The 16,707-nt window shown below is 59.0% G+C and carries 17 protein-coding genes and 1 riboswitch; of the genes, 7 read left to right on the forward strand and 10 right to left on the reverse strand.

Annotated elements, in window-relative coordinates:
* Positions 1-17: 17 nt before the first annotated feature.
* From SynPROS71_RS00975 to egtB, 4 genes are read right to left on the reverse strand one after another with little or no spacing between them, the layout of a single operon-like run.
* Positions 18-503 (reverse strand): hercynine metabolism protein, encoded by a 486-nt coding sequence (locus SynPROS71_RS00975; RefSeq protein ID WP_186596070.1) that lies wholly within the window; start codon positions 501-503, stop codon positions 18-20.
* Complete coding sequence (locus SynPROS71_RS00980; RefSeq protein ID WP_186597796.1) at positions 503-751, reverse strand: hercynine metabolism small protein; 249 nt, start codon at positions 749-751, stop codon at positions 503-505. Before SynPROS71_RS00980 ends, SynPROS71_RS00975 begins: the two co-directional genes overlap by 1 nt.
* Positions 752-777: 26 nt before the next feature.
* Positions 778-1,749 carry an L-histidine N(alpha)-methyltransferase gene (gene egtD, locus SynPROS71_RS00985; RefSeq protein WP_186596072.1) on the reverse strand — a complete coding sequence of 324 codons (972 nt, stop codon included), beginning with the start codon at positions 1,747-1,749 and terminating at the stop codon, positions 778-780.
* Positions 1,746-2,942 (reverse strand): ergothioneine biosynthesis protein EgtB, encoded by a 1,197-nt coding sequence (egtB, locus tag SynPROS71_RS00990; protein WP_186596074.1) that lies wholly within the window; start codon positions 2,940-2,942, stop codon positions 1,746-1,748. The genes egtD and egtB overlap by 4 nt, the downstream gene beginning before the upstream one ends.
* Before the next feature lie 96 nt (positions 2,943-3,038).
* On the opposite strand from egtB, the gene SynPROS71_RS00995 reads away from it, so the two are divergent.
* Positions 3,039-5,075 carry a protein kinase gene (locus tag SynPROS71_RS00995; protein ID WP_186596076.1) on the forward strand — a complete coding sequence of 679 codons (2,037 nt, stop codon included), beginning with the start codon at positions 3,039-3,041 and terminating at the stop codon, positions 5,073-5,075.
* Positions 5,076-5,093: 18 nt separating this feature from the next.
* On the opposite strand, the gene smpB is transcribed toward SynPROS71_RS00995, so the two are convergent.
* A complete protein-coding gene (gene smpB, locus SynPROS71_RS01000) occupies positions 5,094-5,591 on the reverse strand; it encodes an SsrA-binding protein SmpB (protein ID WP_186583847.1) in 498 nt (165 codons plus the stop codon).
* Between the two features lie 64 nt (positions 5,592-5,655).
* Here smpB and ruvB point away from each other — a divergent pair, with 64 nt between their 5' ends.
* The 6 genes from ruvB (at position 5,656) to thiC (ending at position 11,171) form a co-directional block, all read left to right on the forward strand.
* Positions 5,656-6,741 (forward strand): Holliday junction branch migration DNA helicase RuvB, encoded by a 1,086-nt coding sequence (gene ruvB / locus SynPROS71_RS01005; RefSeq protein ID WP_186596077.1) that lies wholly within the window; start codon positions 5,656-5,658, stop codon positions 6,739-6,741.
* Positions 6,738-7,550: a tetratricopeptide repeat protein gene (locus SynPROS71_RS01010; RefSeq protein ID WP_186596078.1), complete on the forward strand. Its 813-nt coding sequence runs from the start codon at positions 6,738-6,740 to the stop codon at positions 7,548-7,550. The genes ruvB and SynPROS71_RS01010 overlap by 4 nt, the downstream gene beginning before the upstream one ends.
* Positions 7,547-8,719: an amidohydrolase gene (locus SynPROS71_RS01015; RefSeq protein ID WP_186596079.1), complete on the forward strand. Its 1,173-nt coding sequence runs from the start codon at positions 7,547-7,549 to the stop codon at positions 8,717-8,719. The genes SynPROS71_RS01010 and SynPROS71_RS01015 overlap by 4 nt, the downstream gene beginning before the upstream one ends.
* A complete protein-coding gene (locus SynPROS71_RS01020) occupies positions 8,716-8,946 on the forward strand; it encodes a DUF3188 domain-containing protein (protein WP_186596080.1) in 231 nt (76 codons plus the stop codon). The genes SynPROS71_RS01015 and SynPROS71_RS01020 overlap by 4 nt, the downstream gene beginning before the upstream one ends.
* A 4-nt stretch (positions 8,947-8,950) precedes the next feature.
* The gene (locus SynPROS71_RS01025) at positions 8,951-9,577 is read left to right on the forward strand and encodes a HEAT repeat domain-containing protein (protein ID WP_186596081.1); all 627 of its coding nucleotides are present in this window, start codon (positions 8,951-8,953) and stop codon (positions 9,575-9,577) included.
* Positions 9,578-9,609: 32 nt separating this feature from the next.
* A riboswitch (TPP riboswitch) is annotated at positions 9,610-9,721 on the forward strand.
* A gap of 46 nt (positions 9,722-9,767) precedes the next feature.
* Entirely contained in the window at positions 9,768-11,171 is a 1,404-nt protein-coding gene (gene thiC, locus SynPROS71_RS01030) for a phosphomethylpyrimidine synthase ThiC (protein WP_186596082.1), read from the forward strand.
* Positions 11,172-11,220: 49 nt separating this feature from the next.
* On the opposite strand, the gene SynPROS71_RS01035 is transcribed toward thiC, so the two are convergent.
* The 5 genes from SynPROS71_RS01035 to SynPROS71_RS01055 form a co-directional block, all read right to left on the reverse strand.
* Entirely contained in the window at positions 11,221-12,489 is a 1,269-nt protein-coding gene (locus SynPROS71_RS01035; protein ID WP_186596083.1) for a hypothetical protein, read from the reverse strand.
* A 375-nt stretch (positions 12,490-12,864) separates the two neighbouring features.
* The gene (locus SynPROS71_RS01040) at positions 12,865-14,568 is read right to left on the reverse strand and encodes a hypothetical protein (protein WP_186596084.1); all 1,704 of its coding nucleotides are present in this window, start codon (positions 14,566-14,568) and stop codon (positions 12,865-12,867) included.
* Positions 14,561-15,508: a UDP-glucuronic acid decarboxylase family protein gene (locus tag SynPROS71_RS01045; protein ID WP_186596086.1), complete on the reverse strand. Its 948-nt coding sequence runs from the start codon at positions 15,506-15,508 to the stop codon at positions 14,561-14,563. The genes SynPROS71_RS01040 and SynPROS71_RS01045 overlap by 8 nt, the downstream gene beginning before the upstream one ends.
* Before the next feature lie 6 nt (positions 15,509-15,514).
* Complete coding sequence (locus SynPROS71_RS01050) at positions 15,515-16,207, reverse strand: glycosyltransferase family 2 protein (RefSeq protein WP_186596088.1); 693 nt, start codon at positions 16,205-16,207, stop codon at positions 15,515-15,517.
* Positions 16,207-16,704: a GtrA family protein gene (locus SynPROS71_RS01055; RefSeq protein ID WP_186596090.1), complete on the reverse strand. Its 498-nt coding sequence runs from the start codon at positions 16,702-16,704 to the stop codon at positions 16,207-16,209. The genes SynPROS71_RS01050 and SynPROS71_RS01055 overlap by 1 nt, the downstream gene beginning before the upstream one ends.
* Positions 16,705-16,707 lie beyond the last annotated feature (3 nt).

Raw genomic sequence — 16,707 nt, forward strand, 5'->3', positions numbered from 1 at the left:
GCGTGATCAAGGGGCGATCAGTCGAGTCCTTGGCGGCGCCGGAGCTCTTCCAGTTCCTGTCTGGCTTCGAAGAGGGCCCAGTCTTCATCGAGGCTGCGTCCCTTCGATTGGCTTGAAGCCTGTTGGCGTAACTCGCTGATCTGCCTGTCCAGGCCTTGAAAATCGCGGCCGAGCGTCTCCAGTTCACTCCAGAGATCCCGGCCCTGCTCCATCAACGTCTGCACGTGGCGTTCAGCGCGTGCCGCCAGTTCCTTTTCCCCGGCAGCGTGCGCTTTGCGGCTGCGCTCACCCCAGGCCTGGACCTGTTCCGCCAGGGATAACAGCTGCCGGCGCAGGTCTTTGGCCTGACTCTGCATCTGATCGCGGCGGCGGTTCAGGTCGCGCTGGCGGTCTTGCAGATGCTGTTGGCGCAGCAAGCGATCCTGGTCCGGGTTGGCCTGAAGAAAAGCATTGAGCCGATCCTCCAGGTTGCGTTCCAGTTGATCCAGCCAGGTCGGAGCCATCAGTCCACAGCCTCGTGAACGGTCTCATCCGGAGCCCGGGTGATCAATGGCGCTTCAATTTCTTCCTGCAGCGGGGTGATCGCCCCATCCCGCGAGCGCAGCAGCAGCTGGGTGAGTCGGGCCACCGACCCGTCCCCCAGCTCTAGCTCACTGAGCCTTTCGAAGGCTTGCCGGTAGACCGTTTCCAGCTCCTCCATCAGCGATTCCCGCTGCAGTCGCACCGTGCGGCGTTGCTCTTCTCGACCCATGGCGGCGCCCCGCTCCACTGCTGGACTCAGTCTGCCGCTTCCAGCCAATGCAGGGAAAGATCGTCGGCCGGGTCGTGCCAGCGCTGCCGCCAACGCCAGCCCGCTTCCGCGGCCAGGGCGCGGGCCATGGCCGGTGTGTATTTCACGCTGTATTCGGTGACCAGCGGTTGCTCGGCAGCAAAATGCCAGCACTCACCAGCGATCCACACCGACTGAGGCTCTCGGCTCACCAGGGCCATGCGCACCCGGTGCTCAGCGACCTGCCAACGCGCTTCATAGCGGAAACGCTCGGGGTCGAATGTGGCCCCAAGCTCCGCGTTCAGCCGATGCAGCAGGTTGCGGGCGAAGGCAGCGGACACGCCGGCGGCATCGTCGTAGGCCGCTTCGAGGCATTTAGGTGTTTTGGGTTGATCAAGGCCCAGGAGCAGGGGTCCGCCATCAAGCAGCTGGCGGAAGCGCCGCAGCAGCGCAACAGCCTCCAGGCGGGTGAAGTTTCCCAGGGAGCTTCCCGGGAAAAAGCCGATGCGGCGCTGGCCCTGCAGCAGAGGATGCCCCGGCAGGGCTTTCAGTGCGCTGTGATCGCAGCAGATGCCCAGCATGGGCACGCCCGGATAGCGCGTTTGCAGGGCGGCTGTGGCCTGGCGGAGATGGTCGGCGCTGATGTCGAGGGCCACATAGGCGGAGGGTTGGAGGGCGTTGAGAAGGGGGCCGACCTTGCGGGCACTGCCAGCGCCGAACTCCACGATCACCCCGTCTCCCAGGGCGGTGGCGATCTCTGCAGCCGAGCGCTCCAGCAGCCCAATCTCCGTGCGCGTGAGGCTGTACTCGGGTTGCTCGCAGATCTGATCAAACAGGCGTGAGCCTTCCGCGTCGTAGAGGAACCAGGCGGGGAGCTGGCGCGGTTCCTGCTGCAGGCCCTGGCGCACCAGGCGCAGCATGTCCGCCGCCGGCGGATGCAGATCGATCAGCTCCGGTTTCGATGGCGTGAGCGTGGTCATCGGGCCAGGCGCAGGCCGGCCGCCATCCAGCGACTGGCCGGGGGAAAGAAGTTGCGATAAGTGTCGCGGGAATGGCCCTTGGGTGTGAGCTGACTGCTGCCCCGCAGCACGAATTGGGAGGTCATGAACTTGCCGTTGTACTCGCCCACCGCACCGCTGGCCGCCTGGAATCCCGGGTATGGGCGGTAGGGGCTCGACGTCCACTGCCAGAGCTCGCCGTGGCTTTGCTGCAGCTGCTCGCCCTGGGTGCGGCTGGCCAGTTCCCATTCCGCCTCGCTGGGAAGGCGAGCGCCGGCCCAGCGGGCATAGGCGTCCGCCTCAAACCAGCTGAGGTGGCGCACCGGCCTGTGCTCCGCCAGGGGACAGCGTCCTCCAAGGGTGAATTCCCAGTGCCAGGGACCGTCGCCGCCGGCATCTCCGCGCCAGTAGCGGGGTGCCCGCCAGCCCCGTTGGCAGCATTCCGCCCAGCCCTCGCTCATCCAGAGCTCGGGGCGCTGGTAGCCACCCGCGTTGATGAACTGCAGATAGTCGCCATTGGTCACGAGGCGATCGGCGATCTGGAACGGCTCGAGCCACACCCGGTGCCGGGGGGTTTCGTTGTCGAAGTGAAAGTTGGATCCGGCATGCCCGACCTCCACGAGGCCGCCTGCGCAGGCCAACCAGCTGGGGTGGTGGCCATCGCTGCCGCTTGATGCGGGCTCCTGCCAGTCCGTCCGGTAGGCCGGTTCGAGCGGTTGGCGGCTGAAGCCGTCGAGCAGATCCATCAACATCAGTTCCTGATGCTGCTGCTCGTGCTGCAGTCCCAGCTCCACCAGGTCGAGCCAGGGCGCATCGTCGCTGCTCTCCAGCAGGCGTTCGAGGGCTTCGTTCACCCGGGTCCGCCACTGGCTCACCTCCCGCATCGGCGGCCGGCTCAATAGGCCTCGCTGGGGACGGGGTTGGCGGGGGCCGACGGCTTCGTAATAGGAGTTGAACAGGTAACCCCAGCGGGCGTCGGCCGGTTCATAACTCGGCTGGTGGGGCCGCAGCACAAACGTTTCGAAGAACCAGGTGGTGTGGGCCAGATGCCATTTGGGAGGGCTGGCATCGGCCATGCCCTGAAGGTTGAGGTCTTCGGTGTCCAGCGGCTCGATCAGGGCTTCGCTGGCATGCCGCACGGCCATCAGCCGGGTCAGAAGCGTGCCGGAAGCCATGGCGGTTGGGCGCATTGGCGGTGACCCTAGGGGCTACCCACCCCGGTGTCAGCAGGACACTGCCCCTACCATTCAGCCCACCACCGCCTCCACGTTGTGATCGGCACCCTGCTGGCTGACCGGTACCGCCTGGATCGCTGCCTGTCTGCGGATCCAGATCATCCCCAGGGAACGCTCTGGTGTGCGGCGGATCAGATGGCCGCCGGTGCGCCGGTGGCGGTGCGTCAGCTCCGGGATGCCCAGGCTTCGGAGCGCATCCGTGGGTTATGGCCGGCAATGCAGTCGGTGCTGCATCCCCAGATCCCCCGCTTCGGTGGGCTCCTGGAAGAGCAGGGCAGCCTCTGGCTTGTGCGCGAATGGCAGGAGGGCTCCAGCCTGCTGCAGATCCAGGCGCAGCGTCTGGAGCGCCAGCTGGTGTTCGGGCCGGGCGAAGTGCTCCTGCTGCTGCGCCAGCTGCTGCCGCCTTTGGCCGTGCTGCATGGCCAGCAGCTGGTGCATGGCGATCTCAATCCCCGCAATCTGCTCCGGCGCGACCAGGACGGTCTGCCGGTGTTGATCGATTTCGGTTTGCTGCAGCGCAGCGGTGAGCAGCCGATTCCCGGGGCTTCGGCGGCCTATGCCCCCAGAGCCCAGGGGCGGCAGGAGCCCGCTGCGCCCTGGATGGATCTGCATGCGCTGGGGGTCACGGCCCTTACCCTGCTGAGCGGCCGTCCACCCGAACAGCTCCTGGCGTCTGAAGCCGACGACTGGATGTTGCCGGCGGATCTGGATCTGGAGTTGCCCTATCGCACGGTTCTCGAACGCCTGTTATCCGAGCAGGGGGATCGGCGTTTTGCCACCGCCAGCGAGGCGCTGAAAGCGTTGCAGCGGGTCACCATGCCCGAGTCCACCGGACCCCAGCCTCGGGCGGACCGCACCCTGGTGCTGGCACCGGTGGTGGTGGCAGCACCCCAGGCGCCGCCACCGTCGCCAGACCTGCCGCCTTTGGGGGCGACAGCAGAGGCATCCGAGCGGCCCCGTCCCCGCGCCGAACAGCGCCAGCAAGCCGCGGAGGGAAGGCTCTGGCCGGTTGTGGCTGCCCTGTTGGTGTCTGCGCTGGTGGGGACGGCGATCGGATGGTTCCTGCTCAGTCGCGGCAATCCCCCTGGATCGGCACCATCAACCGAGCGGGATGTGATCGGTCGCTCTCCCACCGCCAGCCTTCCCCCGGCGGAAGTGGATCAACGCCAGCAACTGTTGAGCCGCTTGAGGGCGTTGCAAGTGGATCGCAGCTGGTTCCTGCAACTAGTGGATGCCAGCCTGCTGGCCCGCTTCCCCGAGCGCAATGGCCGCCTGCCCAGTGATTCCCTCGAGGATGCCCCGCTCAGGCAGGTTTGGAATGAGCTGGCCGAGGAATGGCTGGCCCGGGTGGAGCAGCTACCGCCGATGCTGCGCGCCCGACTGGGCCGCCTCAAAGATGCCGACTGGCAAAAGCAGCGCCAGGCGCTGGTGCAGCAGGGGGTGAATGCCCGGGTGGTGGAGCAATTGGTGAGTGCATCGGCGCAGACGCTTCTGCCCGGTGTGGCCACGGGGGTGAAGCCACCTGAACCGTTCCGGCAACTGTGGTTTGCGGCGGCACTGCGCAGCCTGGAGGATGTGCGCATCGAAGCGGTGAAGGCCCGTGCCGGCGCGCCCACCGTGCTCTCGAGCCGGGTTCCCGCAGGCGGAGCCCGCTTGATTTCAATCACCGTCCCGGCCGGCCGACGCTTGGTATTGGGCATCAACGGCACACCGTTGATGCAGATGACGGTGTACGGCGCCGACGGGGAGGTGGCCGCCGATCGCGGGCCGCTGCGGGTGGTGACCCTCAGCGAAGACGCTGGATCGCCGGTGCAGGTGCTGATCACCAACGACGGCGTGTCCTCCGGGTTGCTCACCCTGTCCTGTCGGGCGGATCTCCCGGAGCCCAAGCCCCTGCCCGATGTGGATCCCAATCCCATCCCCGATCCGGCCACCGGGGCCGAGGGCCCCGTGGAAACCTTGCCGGAGCCGCCCGGTCCGAAGCCGGCAGGGGTGGAGGAGCCACCCGCTGAGGAGGCGTCCCAGCCGGTGGTGGAGGCAGACGCGCAGCCTTCCTCTTCTGACACGAACTAGTTCCGCTCTCGTTTCGAATTAGTAACGCGACAGTGCTGCGCGAGTTTCTTTCTTGATCTGCTTGTCTTTTTCTGCGGCGCGCTTGTCGTGGAGTTTGCGCCCCTTGCCCAGTCCCAGGGTGAGCTTGATCCAGGAGCCCTGCAGATGCAGGTTGAGGGGGATCAGCGCCAGTCCTTTCTGGTCCAACTGGCCGCGCAGTTTGTCGATCTCTCGTCGGTGCGCCAGTAGGCGGCGCACCCGCAACGGGTCGTGGTTGAAATAGCCGCTGGCATGGGTGTGGGGGGAGATGTGCACGTTGTGCAGCTGCAGCTCTCCATTGCGGATCAGGCAGAACCCATCGCGCAGGTTGGCCTGCCCGGCCCGGATTGATTTCACCTCGGTGCCCACCAGCTCGATGCCGGTTTCGAGCGTCTCGAGAATGTCGTATTGATGCCGGGCCAAGCGGTTATCCGCCAGCAGCCGGTTGGCTGCGGCGCGCGCAGCAGCGGCACTCTTCTTGCCTCCTCCTTTGGCCATCCCCCTTCAGGCCTCTCAGCCGCTTGATTCCCCGACCCTATCCAGGGGTCGGTACCCTTCCATCATGGCGATCGTTTCCTCCAACGCCGCATCCCAGGGTTCGCGGCCGGATCGCGTCCCCAATCGGGTGGTGGACGGGGCCCGGCAGGCAGGGGATGACCTCGATCCAGGACGGTCTGGTGCCAAGGAGGACAGCCTGCGGCCCAAGCGCCTTGCGGATTACATCGGTCAGCGCGAGCTGAAGCAGGTGTTAGGCATTGCCGTGCAGGCGGCCGTCGGCCGCGGCGAGGCTCTCGATCACGTGTTGCTCTACGGCCCCCCCGGCTTGGGCAAAACCACCATGGCCATGGTGCTCGCCGAAGAGCTGGGGGTGACCTGCCGGATCACCAGTGCACCGGCCCTAGAGCGCCCCCGCGACATCGTGGGGTTGCTGGTGACCCTGCAGCCCAAGGATCTGCTGTTCATCGATGAGATTCACAGGCTGAGCCGGGTGGCCGAAGAGCTGCTCTATCCGGCCATGGAGGATCGTCGCCTGGATCTCACCGTGGGCAAGGGCAGCACGGCGCGCACCCGTGCCCTCGACCTGCCTCCCTTCACGCTGGTGGGGGCCACCACCCGGGCCGGGGCTCTGAGCTCGCCGTTGCGCGATCGCTTCGGGCTGATTCAGCGGCTCGAGTTTTACGGCTTGGAGGATCTTCAGGCCATCGTGGAACGGGCTGCCGGCCTGCTCGATCTCGAACTCAGTGCGGCGGCCTGCACGGAGATCGCCCGCCGCTGCAGGGGCACCCCCCGCATTGCCAACCGCCTGTTGCGGCGGGTGCGCGACGTGGCCTGCGTGCGGGCCTGTGAGGGTTGCATTGATCAGGCTCTGGTGGATGAAGCTCTCACCCTGCATCGCGTGGATGGCCGGGGGTTGGATGCCAGTGATCGCCGCCTGATGGAACTACTGCTGCAGTCCCATGGCGGTGGTCCCGCCGGCCTCGATACCCTGGCGGCCGCCCTTGGTGAGGACCCGGCCACCCTGGAGTCGGTGGTGGAGCCGTACCTGCTTCAGCTTGGTTTTCTGCAGCGCACCCCCCGGGGCCGGGTGGTGACCGCCGCGGGCCGGGGCCATCTCGGTTGGCCAGAGTCCCAGGAGCAGGTGGCATGACTCGGTTGTCCTTGCTGTTGCGTTCTTTTTTCGCCTTGGTGGTGTTGTTCGCCCTGCTGGTTCTGCCCGGGCCGGTGATGGCGGCAGGCGATCCTGATACCGGGGACCTGCCGCGCTTGTTTGAGCGGGCCTTGAGCCTGAGCCGCCAGGGCGATCCGGAGGCAGCGCTGCCCCTTTGGGATGAAGTGCTGGAGCTGGCGCCGCGGGATGCTGCTGCCTGGAGCAATCGCGGCAACATCCGCTTGATGCTGGGGGATCCTGAGGGGGCGATCGCCGATCAAACCCGCTCGATCGCCCTGGCACCGGAGGATGCCGATCCCCATCTCAATCGGGGTACCGCCGAGGAAGCCTTGCAGCGTTGGCCTGAGGCCGCGGCTGATTACGACTGGATCCTTCAGCGCGATCCCCTCGATGCTTCGGCGCTCTACAACCTGGGCAATGTGCGTGGCTCTGAGGGCGACTGGACCCAAGCCCAGCGTTTGTATCGCCAAGCCGCCGATGCCCGCCCGGGATTTGCCATGGCTCGCTCCAGTGATGCCCTGGCCCTCTACCAGCTTGAGGATCTTGCGGAAGCTGAGCGTCAGCTGCGCAATCTCATTCGCCGCTATCCCTTGTTTGCTGATGCCCGTGCCGCACTCAGCGCTTTGCTCTGGCGGCAGGGCTCCCGCGGCGAAGCCGAAAGCCATTGGGCTGCGGCTGCCGGACTGGATCCCAGTTATCGGGATTCGGCCTGGCTGGCCCAGGTGCGGCGCTGGCCGCCGACACCGATCGCTGATCTCGAGCGCTTTCTCGCTTTGGAGGTGTCATGACCTCTTCGTTGCCCTGGACTGAGCGCCTGGAAGCGATGCTGCCGGAGTTGGTGGACTTTCGCCGCCACCTGCATGCCCATCCCGAGCTCAGCGGCGAAGAGCACCAGACCGCCGCCTTGCTCGCGGGTGCCTTGCGGGAGGCCGGCTGGCGAGTGCGTGAGGGTGTGGGACGCACCGGTGTGGTGGCGGATCTCGGGCCGGAGCAGGGTCCCAAGCTTGGGTTGCGGGTGGACATGGACGCCCTGCCGGTGGAGGAGCGCACGGGTCTGCCCTATGCCTCCTTGCGCCAGGGGGTGATGCACGCCTGCGGCCACGACCTGCACAGCACCATCGGTCTGGGGGTGGCCCGGCTGCTGGCCAGTGAGCCGGAGCAGCCTGTCGGCCTGCGCCTGCTGTTCCAGCCCGCTGAAGAGCTTGCCCAAGGTGCGCGCTGGATGCGCGATGCCGGAGCTACCGACGGACTGGACGGATTGTTCGGCGTGCACGTGTTCCCGTCCTTGCCGGTTGGCAGCATCGGCGTGCGCAGCGGCAGCCTGACGGCCGCGGCGGGTGAATTGGAGATCGAAGTGATCGGTGAAGGAGGGCATGGCGCCCGTCCGCATCAATCGGTGGATGCGATCTGGATCGCTTCGCGAGTGGTGACCGGGTTGCAGGAGGCGATCAGTCGCCGGCTCGATGCCTTGCATCCGGTGGTGGTGAGTTTCGGGCACATCGAAGGGGGGAAGGCCTTCAACGTGATCGCTGATCGGGTGCGTCTGCTCGGCACGGTGCGTTGTCTCTGCACGGATGTGCATGACCGTCTGCCCGCCTGGATCGAAGACACCGTGCAGGCCCTGTGCGCGGGCTTCGGCGCCACGGCTCGGGTGCACTACCGCTGCATCTCGCCTCCGGTGCACAACGACGCTGCCCTTACGGCTCTGTTGGAGCGCTGCGCTATCGAGCAGCTGGGGGCAACCCAGGTGTTGAGGCTGGAGCAGCCCTCCCTGGGGGCTGAGGATTTTGCCGAGCTGCTCAAGGGTGTGCCCGGCACGATGTTCCGTTTGGGGGTGGCCGGGCCTGAGGGCTGCGCGCCCCTGCACAACGGTCATTTTTTGCCGGATGAAGCCTGTCTGGCGGTGGGAATCCGCGTGCTGACGGCGGCGCTTCTCGCCTGGGAGCCTCCGGCATGAACCGGCCACCTCGCACCCGCTTGCATGTGCTGCTGTCCTTGGCAGCTCCTCTGTTGGTGTTGCTGGGTGTGGTGGCTCTACTGCAACGGGAGGGTGCCGACAAATTGCAGTCTCTCCCTGCCATCCTGGTGGGTACAGGCCTGGTGATCCATGCCGTGGTGGGCCGGCGGCGTCGGCGTCATCGGCTGTTGGTGGCCCTGCGCAGCAATCGTTTCGAGGAGTCCTGACCCGATGGCATCCAGCCCCCAGACCCCCCCGGGGGACGCCCCGGATCTCGACGCCCTCAGGGAGGCCATTGGCTCCGGGGATCCCACCCGGGCGATGCCCGCTCTCACCCAGCTGCGCTTCTGCAGCGATGAGGAGGCGGTGCCCCTGCTGGTGCTGGGAACGCAGCAGCAGGCGTTTCTGGTGCGCTCTCTCAGTTGCAGTGGCTTGGGCTACAAACGCACTGACCAGGGCTGGACCGTGCTGGAGCAGCTTCTCAGCAGCGATGAGGACGCCAATGTGAGGGCCGAGGCCGCCAATGCCCTCGTGAGCTATGGCGTGGTGCGTTCCTGGCCGTTGCTGCGCGCTGCGTTTGGTGCCGATGGCGCCTGGCTGGTGCGCTGCAGCATCCTCTCTGGACTGGCGGAACAACCGGAGATCAACCTGGCTTGGCTGTTGGAGCTGGCCGAGATCGCCATCGCTGATGGCGACGGCACTGTGCGGGTGAGCGGTGCTGAAATTCTCGGGCGGATCGTGCGCGAGTCCCAGGGTGTCCCCATCGGCGAGCAGGCCCGCGCCCTGCTTCAACCCTTGCAGCAGGACCAGGACCATCGGGTGGTGGCTGCGGCGCTGAATGGTCTTCAGGGAGGTTGATCCCCCGCTTGCCCTGACTATTGCTAGCTTTTGAGCACCACTAGGGGTGCCCGAGGCCTTCTCCATTGGAGGCCTGGGCTGAGATCACACCCTCCGAACCTGATCCGGGTGATGCCGGCGCAAGGGAAGTGAATGCGCGTGATCTGCGGCTTATGGGCCGGCCCCTGGCAGTTCTCTCGCTGAACGAATCATGCGCGCTTCCTGGGTTGAGTCCCGCCGCGGACAGGGCAATGTGTCCCAGATGCACTTCGCCCGCCAAGGCGTGGTGACGGAAGAAATGGCCTATGTGGCCAAGCGTGAGAATCTGCCCGAGTCGCTGGTGATGGAGGAAGTGGCCCGGGGCCGCATGATCATCCCGGCCAATATCAATCACACCGGTTTGGAGCCGATGGCGATCGGCATCGCCAGCAAGTGCAAGGTGAACGCCAACATCGGCGCATCCCCCAACGCCTCCGATGCGGCCGAAGAGGTGAACAAGCTGAAGTTGGCGGTGAAGTACGGCGCTGACACGGTGATGGACCTCTCCACCGGTGGTGTGAACCTGGATGAGGTGCGCACGGCGATCATCGAGGCCTCGCCAGTGCCGATCGGCACGGTGCCTGTGTATCAGGCCTTGGAGAGCGTGCACGGCTCCATCGAGAAGCTCGATGAGGACGATTTCCTGCACATCATTGAGAAGCACTGTCAGCAGGGCGTTGACTACCAGACCATCCACGCCGGTTTGCTGATTGAGCACCTGCCCAAAGTGAAGGGACGTCTCACCGGCATCGTGAGCCGTGGTGGCGGCATCCTGGCCCAGTGGATGCTCTATCACCACCGCCAGAACCCCTTGTTCACGCGCTTCGACGACATCTGCGAGATCTTCAAGCGCTACGACTGCACCTTCTCTCTTGGTGATTCCTTGCGGCCTGGCTGCCAGCACGATGCTTCGGATGCGGCGCAGCTGGCTGAACTGAAGACCTTGGGTGAACTGACCCGCCGCGCCTGGGCCCACGACGTGCAGGTGATGGTGGAGGGTCCGGGCCACGTGCCCCTCGATCAGATCGAGTTCAACGTGAAGAAGCAGATGGAGGAGTGCAACGAGGCTCCCTTCTATGTGTTGGGTCCCCTGGTCACCGATATCGCCCCCGGTTACGACCACATCACCTCCGCGATCGGTGCGGCGATGGCTGGCTGGCATGGCACGGCGATGCTCTGCTACGTCACCCCCAAGGAGCACCTGGGTCTGCCCAATGCGGAAGACGTGCGTGAAGGTTTGATTGCCTACAAGATTGCGGCCCATGCGGCTGATATCGCACGCCATCGTCCTGGTGCCCGCGACCGCGACGATGAACTCAGCCGTGCCCGTTACAACTTCGATTGGAACAAGCAGTTTGAGTTGTCACTTGATCCCGAGCGCGCCAAGGAGTATCACGACGAAACTCTGCCGGCCGACATCTACAAGCAGGCCGAGTTCTGCTCGATGTGTGGACCGAAGCACTGCCCGATGCAGACCAAGATCACTGACGAAGACATCGAGGGGCTCGAGAAGGCTTTGGAGGCCAAGGGCGGAGCCGGTGATCTGGCTGGGGTGAAGATGGAAAAAGCTGAATGATTTTAAACATTAATGTCTAGTTTGACGAGAATTCTACAAAAAATTGTATTTATTTAGTTTTTCCAGGCAGTATTGTTTTCCAGTAAAGAGTTTGATCTGCCCCTGCAAATGGATAATTTGAGTTCCAATAAGCGTGTTGTACTGTTGAGGTTACGTAAATGGCTAAAGCTATTAATGTTAATGTCAACGGTAAAACTATTTTAGAGAAGTTAGTTTTTTTAATAGCTTCGATTCCAAGGCCTATAACTATGATGAGTATTGGAGTCATATCAACAAAGCCTCTATGTCCCAATCCTCCTCCCAAAAACCAAGAGTGCCATGAGCCATAAATGAGGCCAAAAAGTATGATTTGACCTATCATTACAAAGTACAATAGTTTATATCGGGCAAAGATTCCAATGCCTAATGCTACTAGGAAAATCGGATAATATGTAAACAAACCTCTTTCGTAAGAGGCAAATACCTTAAGACTATGCTCGGCAATGCCTACAATTTGTTCGCCGCCATAGGTTGAGAGTGTTACCTCGTTAAGATGATAATAATTGTAAGCAATATAAAATGCAACTCCGAGAATTGTCGTAGATGCACTTAAGAGCGCATAAACCGACTTGCTTTTATTTTTAATATTTTTATTCATGGCCAGAATTAGTGATGAACCAATAATGAGTAGTATGTTTGTTTGGCGAATTAGAATTAGTAAAAAACAGAAAGTTGCGTATAAAATCTGTCCTAAAAGAGCCGAGCTTGTGCGGCCTGCATCATCCAATTTTGTTGCTATATATAGCGTACATGCGAAAAAGAATGCACTATAAACATGGCTGAAAGAAGCGTCATAAGTCGCATAGTGAAAGAGGCCAGTCCCGAATATGCCTGCAAAACTTGCTAAAAAAATAGTTATTGGTGTTACTGATAACGTATGCATTGTTAAGCCTGTAATGTAAACCGTACCAATGAGGAGAGCGGAGGCTAAGATTAAGATAGTGAGATTCGCTTCTTCAGTGAAGCCATCTACGATATTTTCTGAAGAAAATAAACTAGTAAACGGAAATTGAATTAACCCCACTCCTGGAGGATACTTATTCCCGCATACGTTATTGTCAACGCTTCGCATTGCAATTGCTCCAACTGGCTCAAGAACCGCTTCGTGATTGCAAAAGTTCCAAGTTCGATCTTTGAAAGCGTGAACCCAAATATGGTAACCAGTTCCATCTGATCGGATTGGCGGAGAATTATTGTAAGGTGTGAATATTACTGTCCATGCTAGAACTGCTGATAAGGTAAGTAGAGCGAATCTTCCGAGAGTGGATGACGTTTTCATTTAGGTACTGTTGGTTTGTTTGAGATCTGTTCCCCAGATATTCAATAATACCTTAAATGTTCTTTGGTTGGATTTGCTGACACAATCTGGGATAAATCAGTCGATCCGGGTGAAAATGAGAAAGTGATCGTAAGCTGAGAATGAGTTGAAGGGGGGGCAAGTCGCTCGGCTTCTTTTTTTACGAGCTGACCACTGTCAAGAAGCAGTTCAAGTACGTAGAGTTCCTGACATAGATTGAGTTGTGCTTTCTTTCCATATAAGATTCGCTTAGGAGATAATATGTTGTGATGGAGTCAAGATCAATTGATGGGCTGGAGCAAAAAAGTGACCTCAACATATGCTTCTCTAAATATAATTAAAATATAACTATTGCAGTTACTTTTTTATGTTAAATTGATATTTTTGGACGTTAAACGGTGCGAGCTTGTTTTGATTTGTGAGTTCGCAGATCGTGGCTGATTCTGGAACTGTTTTCCATTGGTGTTTTCTGGCCTGACTGGAAGAAAAAAGCCATTTCTTGACTTGATCAAAGCTCTGTTTTTCCACAGCCCAACGTTGACCCTTTGGACGATGTCCAGAGTAGCCATTGAGCGTAGGAATCCCAGTTATTAATTGAGCATGAAGAGCCTGAATATTGCTTACTACAGGATGTTCTTCGCCATGTTGGACCCAAAAAACATCGCAATTCGACTTATACTTAGAGAGAGACTGATTAAGATGTGCTTGCCTTGTCTCCCAATTTTGCAATGAAAAAGTGTAAAAATTTACCCTCCATATGGTCGCAAAAGAAAGAGTTAGTAAGAGGCTTTCCGTAATTATTTTGGGAATACTCTTGTATTTGTATTTCCACTCAGACGCAGCGATTGAGATTGGTGCAGAGCTAAAAAGGATTATAAAAATACCGACTCTGCTCGAAGCTCGTAAAGATCCTGCACCTGGAAGAAGTTTGCTGACAAATGGCCAGAGGGTTATGTTTTGCCAATTGAGAGTGAGTGTAATCATTATTCCGATGACGACGAGCCACAGTAAAAGTGATTTTTTTTGCTCTTTTTCTTTGACCCTCCTCACCGTTAAAAGTGCTGCTGCGAGTCCGATTAAAAGTCCCCACCCAGGAAAAATATCTTGTTCAACTCCACTCAGCCATTCGCTGGGGAGTGTTTGCGTATGAAACGGTGCCCCAATGAGAAGCTGGCTGCTGTCTGTAAACCACGAAAGTGGTTCAGGTAAGTTGCTTATGATTTCATTGATATCTCGTTTTCCAAACGTCTTTAAAGAATTTATATAATGAGAATATATATAAAAATTAACTGCAATGGATCCGGTAATTAGTGCAATTGAGGGCAGTAAGTAATCACCTTTTTTGAAGTCCAGGTTGCTTTGCTTGATGCGTTTGAGAATATGAACCGCGATGCATATCGCAGCGCCAAAGAATGTGTAAGTGAATATATAGATATTGAAAAATCCGTTGGCGAGTAACAGTGCGCCCAGGAAAAGCCAATGACTTGCCGTGAAATCTGAGACTTTTGAAGTAATTAATTGATTGCAAAGAGCCAGGATTGGCCCAATTAAGTAAAGGCTGAGGAGTTGAGGGTGATCCAGTTGTCTGGTAATGGCGGGACTAAACGCTGCTAAAAGACTGATTGCACTGATCCAGCTCGGTAATGCGTAAGGGCTGATTTTTGTTAGAGCCCAGCGTACGGACATATAGTTAAACATTAAAGTAGTCAAGAGCCAAGCCGTATACGCAGTAAACATTGGCATGAAAAGCCTGAACCCGCTGTAAAGCAGGCTGGGTCCTAATAAATGATCGCTCCATGCAAGGGTGTTTTTGATTGGCCAAAAAAAGTCAGGCGACCAAAATAAAGAAGGCTGGAGTATATTTAGACTTGTTAAATGTTGACGTGAATGTTCTAGAAAGTAAATATTTAAGATGACGTCGCCAGGATCTGTTTGTAATTGATTCAAGCCACTTGAAACCGTTGGCCAAAGAACCATGATCGCCGCGATTGCTGGAATAAGCCACCAGTGGGCAAAGCTTCCAAATGTTGATTTCGTTAGTTGGCGCCAGGTCTTATGCATCAACCCCTCCAGTAATTTGACGAAACCAATCAATGGTTGATTCTAGACCATCTTGAAGGGCAATCTTTGGCTCCCAGCCCAGCTCCTGTCTGGCAAGATCAATAATCGGCTGGCGTTGGAGCGGATCGTCTTGGGGAAGAGGTTTTGTGATCAGTTCGAGCTTTGGATTGATGCGATCGCGCACCAGTTCGGCCAGCTGGCGGATGGTGAACTCACCCGGGTTGCCGATGTTGATGGGGCCCGTGTGGTTGCCATTCATCAGCCGGATCATTCCTTCAACCAGATCATCCACATAGCAGAAGGAGCGGGTCTGGCTGCCATCGCCGTAGAGGGTGAGGGGTTGTCCTTGCAGGGCCTGCACGATGAAGTTGCTCACCACCCGTCCGTCGTCGGGAAGCATGCGCGGCCCGTAGGTGTTGAAAATGCGCATTACTCGGATTTCCGTGCCGTGCATGCGTTGGTAGTCGAAGCAGAGGGTTTCGGCGATGCGTTTGCCTTCGTCGTAACAGCTGCGGATGCCGATTGTGTTCACACACCCCCGGTAGCTTTCTGGTTGGGGATGCACTTCTGGATCCCCATACACCTCGCTGGTGCTGGCGAGGAGCAAACGTGCGCCCACGCGCCGCGCCAGGCCGAGCATGTTGTAGGTGCCAAGAAAACTAGTCTTGGCTGTTTTGATTGGATTGAACTGATAGTGCACCGGCGATGCCGGGCAGGCCAGGTGCCAGATGCGATCCACCTCCAGGCGAATCGGCTCGGTCACATCGTGACGGATCAGTTCAAAGCGGGGATGTCCGATCCATTGTTCGATATTGCTTTTACGCCCGGTGAAGTAATTGTCAAGACAAATCACCTCTTCCCCGGCGTTCATCAGCCTGTCGGTGAGGTGTGAGCCGAGAAAACCAGCGCCACCAGTGATCAGGTTACGGGTGATGCGCATAGTGCTTCAGCGTTGAGCCCAAAGATTGTATTTGAGAATGCAGTAGATGGCTCTGACCCCGTCTTTCCAGCCGATCTTTTTGCCTTCGTCGTAGGTGCGGCCGTAGTAAGAGATTCCAACTTCATAGATGCGGAGATTCATCTTTGCAATTTTGGCAGTCACTTCTGGCTCGAAGCCAAAGCGATTTTCGCGAATGTTGATCGCTTGAATCACCTCACGGCGGAACGCCTTGTAACAGGTTTCCATGTCTGAAAGATTCAGATCTGTAAAGAAGTTGCTCATCAAGGTGAGAACGCCGTTGCCCACGCGGTGCCAGAAGTACACCACGCGATGGGGCCGGCCACTCTGAAAACGGCTGCCGAATACCACATCCGCTTTGCCATCAACAATCGGTTGAATCACAATCGGAAATTCCTGGGGGTCGTACTCCAGGTCTGCGTCTTGAACGATGCAGATATCGCCGGTGGCTTGCTGGAAGCCTGTGCGTAGTGCAGCTCCCTTGCCTTGGTTCACCTTGTGAAAGATCACCCGCACTTCGGGATCGTCCAGTGTGTTCAGGATGTCGCGAGTGCCGTCTTTTGAGCCATCGTCAACAATGATGATTTCTCGCTCGGACACAGGCGACTGTTTAACTGCAGCGATCAACGACAGGATCGTGGCTGATTCGTTGTAACAAGGGATGATGATGCTCAGTTTCATTACTTGAACACCCAGTACTTCTGTGCGCCGAAGGATATCACGGCGAGGCAAGGGATCAGTGCGGCAGCGGCAAGATTTCTCTGAATGCCGAAGCTTTCGCCGGCCTCAATTCCTGCAGCATTCAGAAGCCACATGGCCGTCATCAATAACAAATAACGAAGCAACGGCCTGTGGTGACGCAGTCCTTTAGCTCTGAATACCAGTTTCCCATAAATGGCATAGCCCAGGCAGGTGTTGATCACTTGGCTGATCAGGGTGGCCATGGTCACGGCCACGAGGTTGCTGGCCAGCAGAATCTGCAGCACAGCATTGGTGATCAGCACATTCAGTAGGCCAGCGGCACCGAAGCGCCGTTTCTGTCCCCGTTTCTTCTCAGGTTGCTCGCCCGGTTGAGGGTCTGAATCATGAAAAAACCCCTTCTGCACGACGGCAGAAGGGGCAGGCTGTTGATCATGCTCCTTGGAACCAGTCGGCTGATGCTGACGGTTCACGGGCATGAG

This window comes from Synechococcus sp. PROS-7-1, from assembly GCF_014279795.1.
Classification (GTDB): domain Bacteria; phylum Cyanobacteriota; class Cyanobacteriia; order PCC-6307; family Cyanobiaceae; genus Synechococcus_C.

Excerpts from the sequence above, each read along its gene's own strand:
- SynPROS71_RS00975 (WP_186596070.1), bottom strand. The coding sequence starts at position 503 with ATGGCTCCGACCTGGCTGGATCAACTGGAACGCAACCTGGAGGATCGG.
- SynPROS71_RS00980 (WP_186597796.1), bottom strand. The coding sequence starts at position 751 with ATGGGTCGAGAAGAGCAACGCCGCACGGTGCGACTGCAGCGGGAATCG.
- egtD (WP_186596072.1), bottom strand. The coding sequence starts at position 1,749 with ATGACCACGCTCACGCCATCGAAACCGGAGCTGATCGATCTGCATCCG.
- egtB (WP_186596074.1), bottom strand. The coding sequence starts at position 2,942 with ATGGCTTCCGGCACGCTTCTGACCCGGCTGATGGCCGTGCGGCATGCC.
- smpB (WP_186583847.1), bottom strand. The coding sequence starts at position 5,591 with ATGGCCAAAGGAGGAGGCAAGAAGAGTGCCGCTGCTGCGCGCGCCGCA.
- ruvB (WP_186596077.1), top strand. The coding sequence starts at position 5,656 with ATGGCGATCGTTTCCTCCAACGCCGCATCCCAGGGTTCGCGGCCGGAT.
- SynPROS71_RS01010 (WP_186596078.1), top strand. The coding sequence starts at position 6,738 with ATGACTCGGTTGTCCTTGCTGTTGCGTTCTTTTTTCGCCTTGGTGGTG.
- SynPROS71_RS01015 (WP_186596079.1), top strand. The coding sequence starts at position 7,547 with ATGACCTCTTCGTTGCCCTGGACTGAGCGCCTGGAAGCGATGCTGCCG.
- SynPROS71_RS01020 (WP_186596080.1), top strand. The coding sequence starts at position 8,716 with ATGAACCGGCCACCTCGCACCCGCTTGCATGTGCTGCTGTCCTTGGCA.
- SynPROS71_RS01025 (WP_186596081.1), top strand. The coding sequence starts at position 8,951 with ATGGCATCCAGCCCCCAGACCCCCCCGGGGGACGCCCCGGATCTCGAC.
- thiC (WP_186596082.1), top strand. The coding sequence starts at position 9,768 with ATGCGCGCTTCCTGGGTTGAGTCCCGCCGCGGACAGGGCAATGTGTCC.
- SynPROS71_RS01035 (WP_186596083.1), bottom strand. The coding sequence starts at position 12,489 with ATGAAAACGTCATCCACTCTCGGAAGATTCGCTCTACTTACCTTATCA.
- SynPROS71_RS01040 (WP_186596084.1), bottom strand. The coding sequence starts at position 14,568 with ATGCATAAGACCTGGCGCCAACTAACGAAATCAACATTTGGAAGCTTT.
- SynPROS71_RS01045 (WP_186596086.1), bottom strand. The coding sequence starts at position 15,508 with ATGCGCATCACCCGTAACCTGATCACTGGTGGCGCTGGTTTTCTCGGC.
- SynPROS71_RS01050 (WP_186596088.1), bottom strand. The coding sequence starts at position 16,207 with ATGAAACTGAGCATCATCATCCCTTGTTACAACGAATCAGCCACGATC.
- SynPROS71_RS01055 (WP_186596090.1), bottom strand. The coding sequence starts at position 16,704 with ATGCCCGTGAACCGTCAGCATCAGCCGACTGGTTCCAAGGAGCATGAT.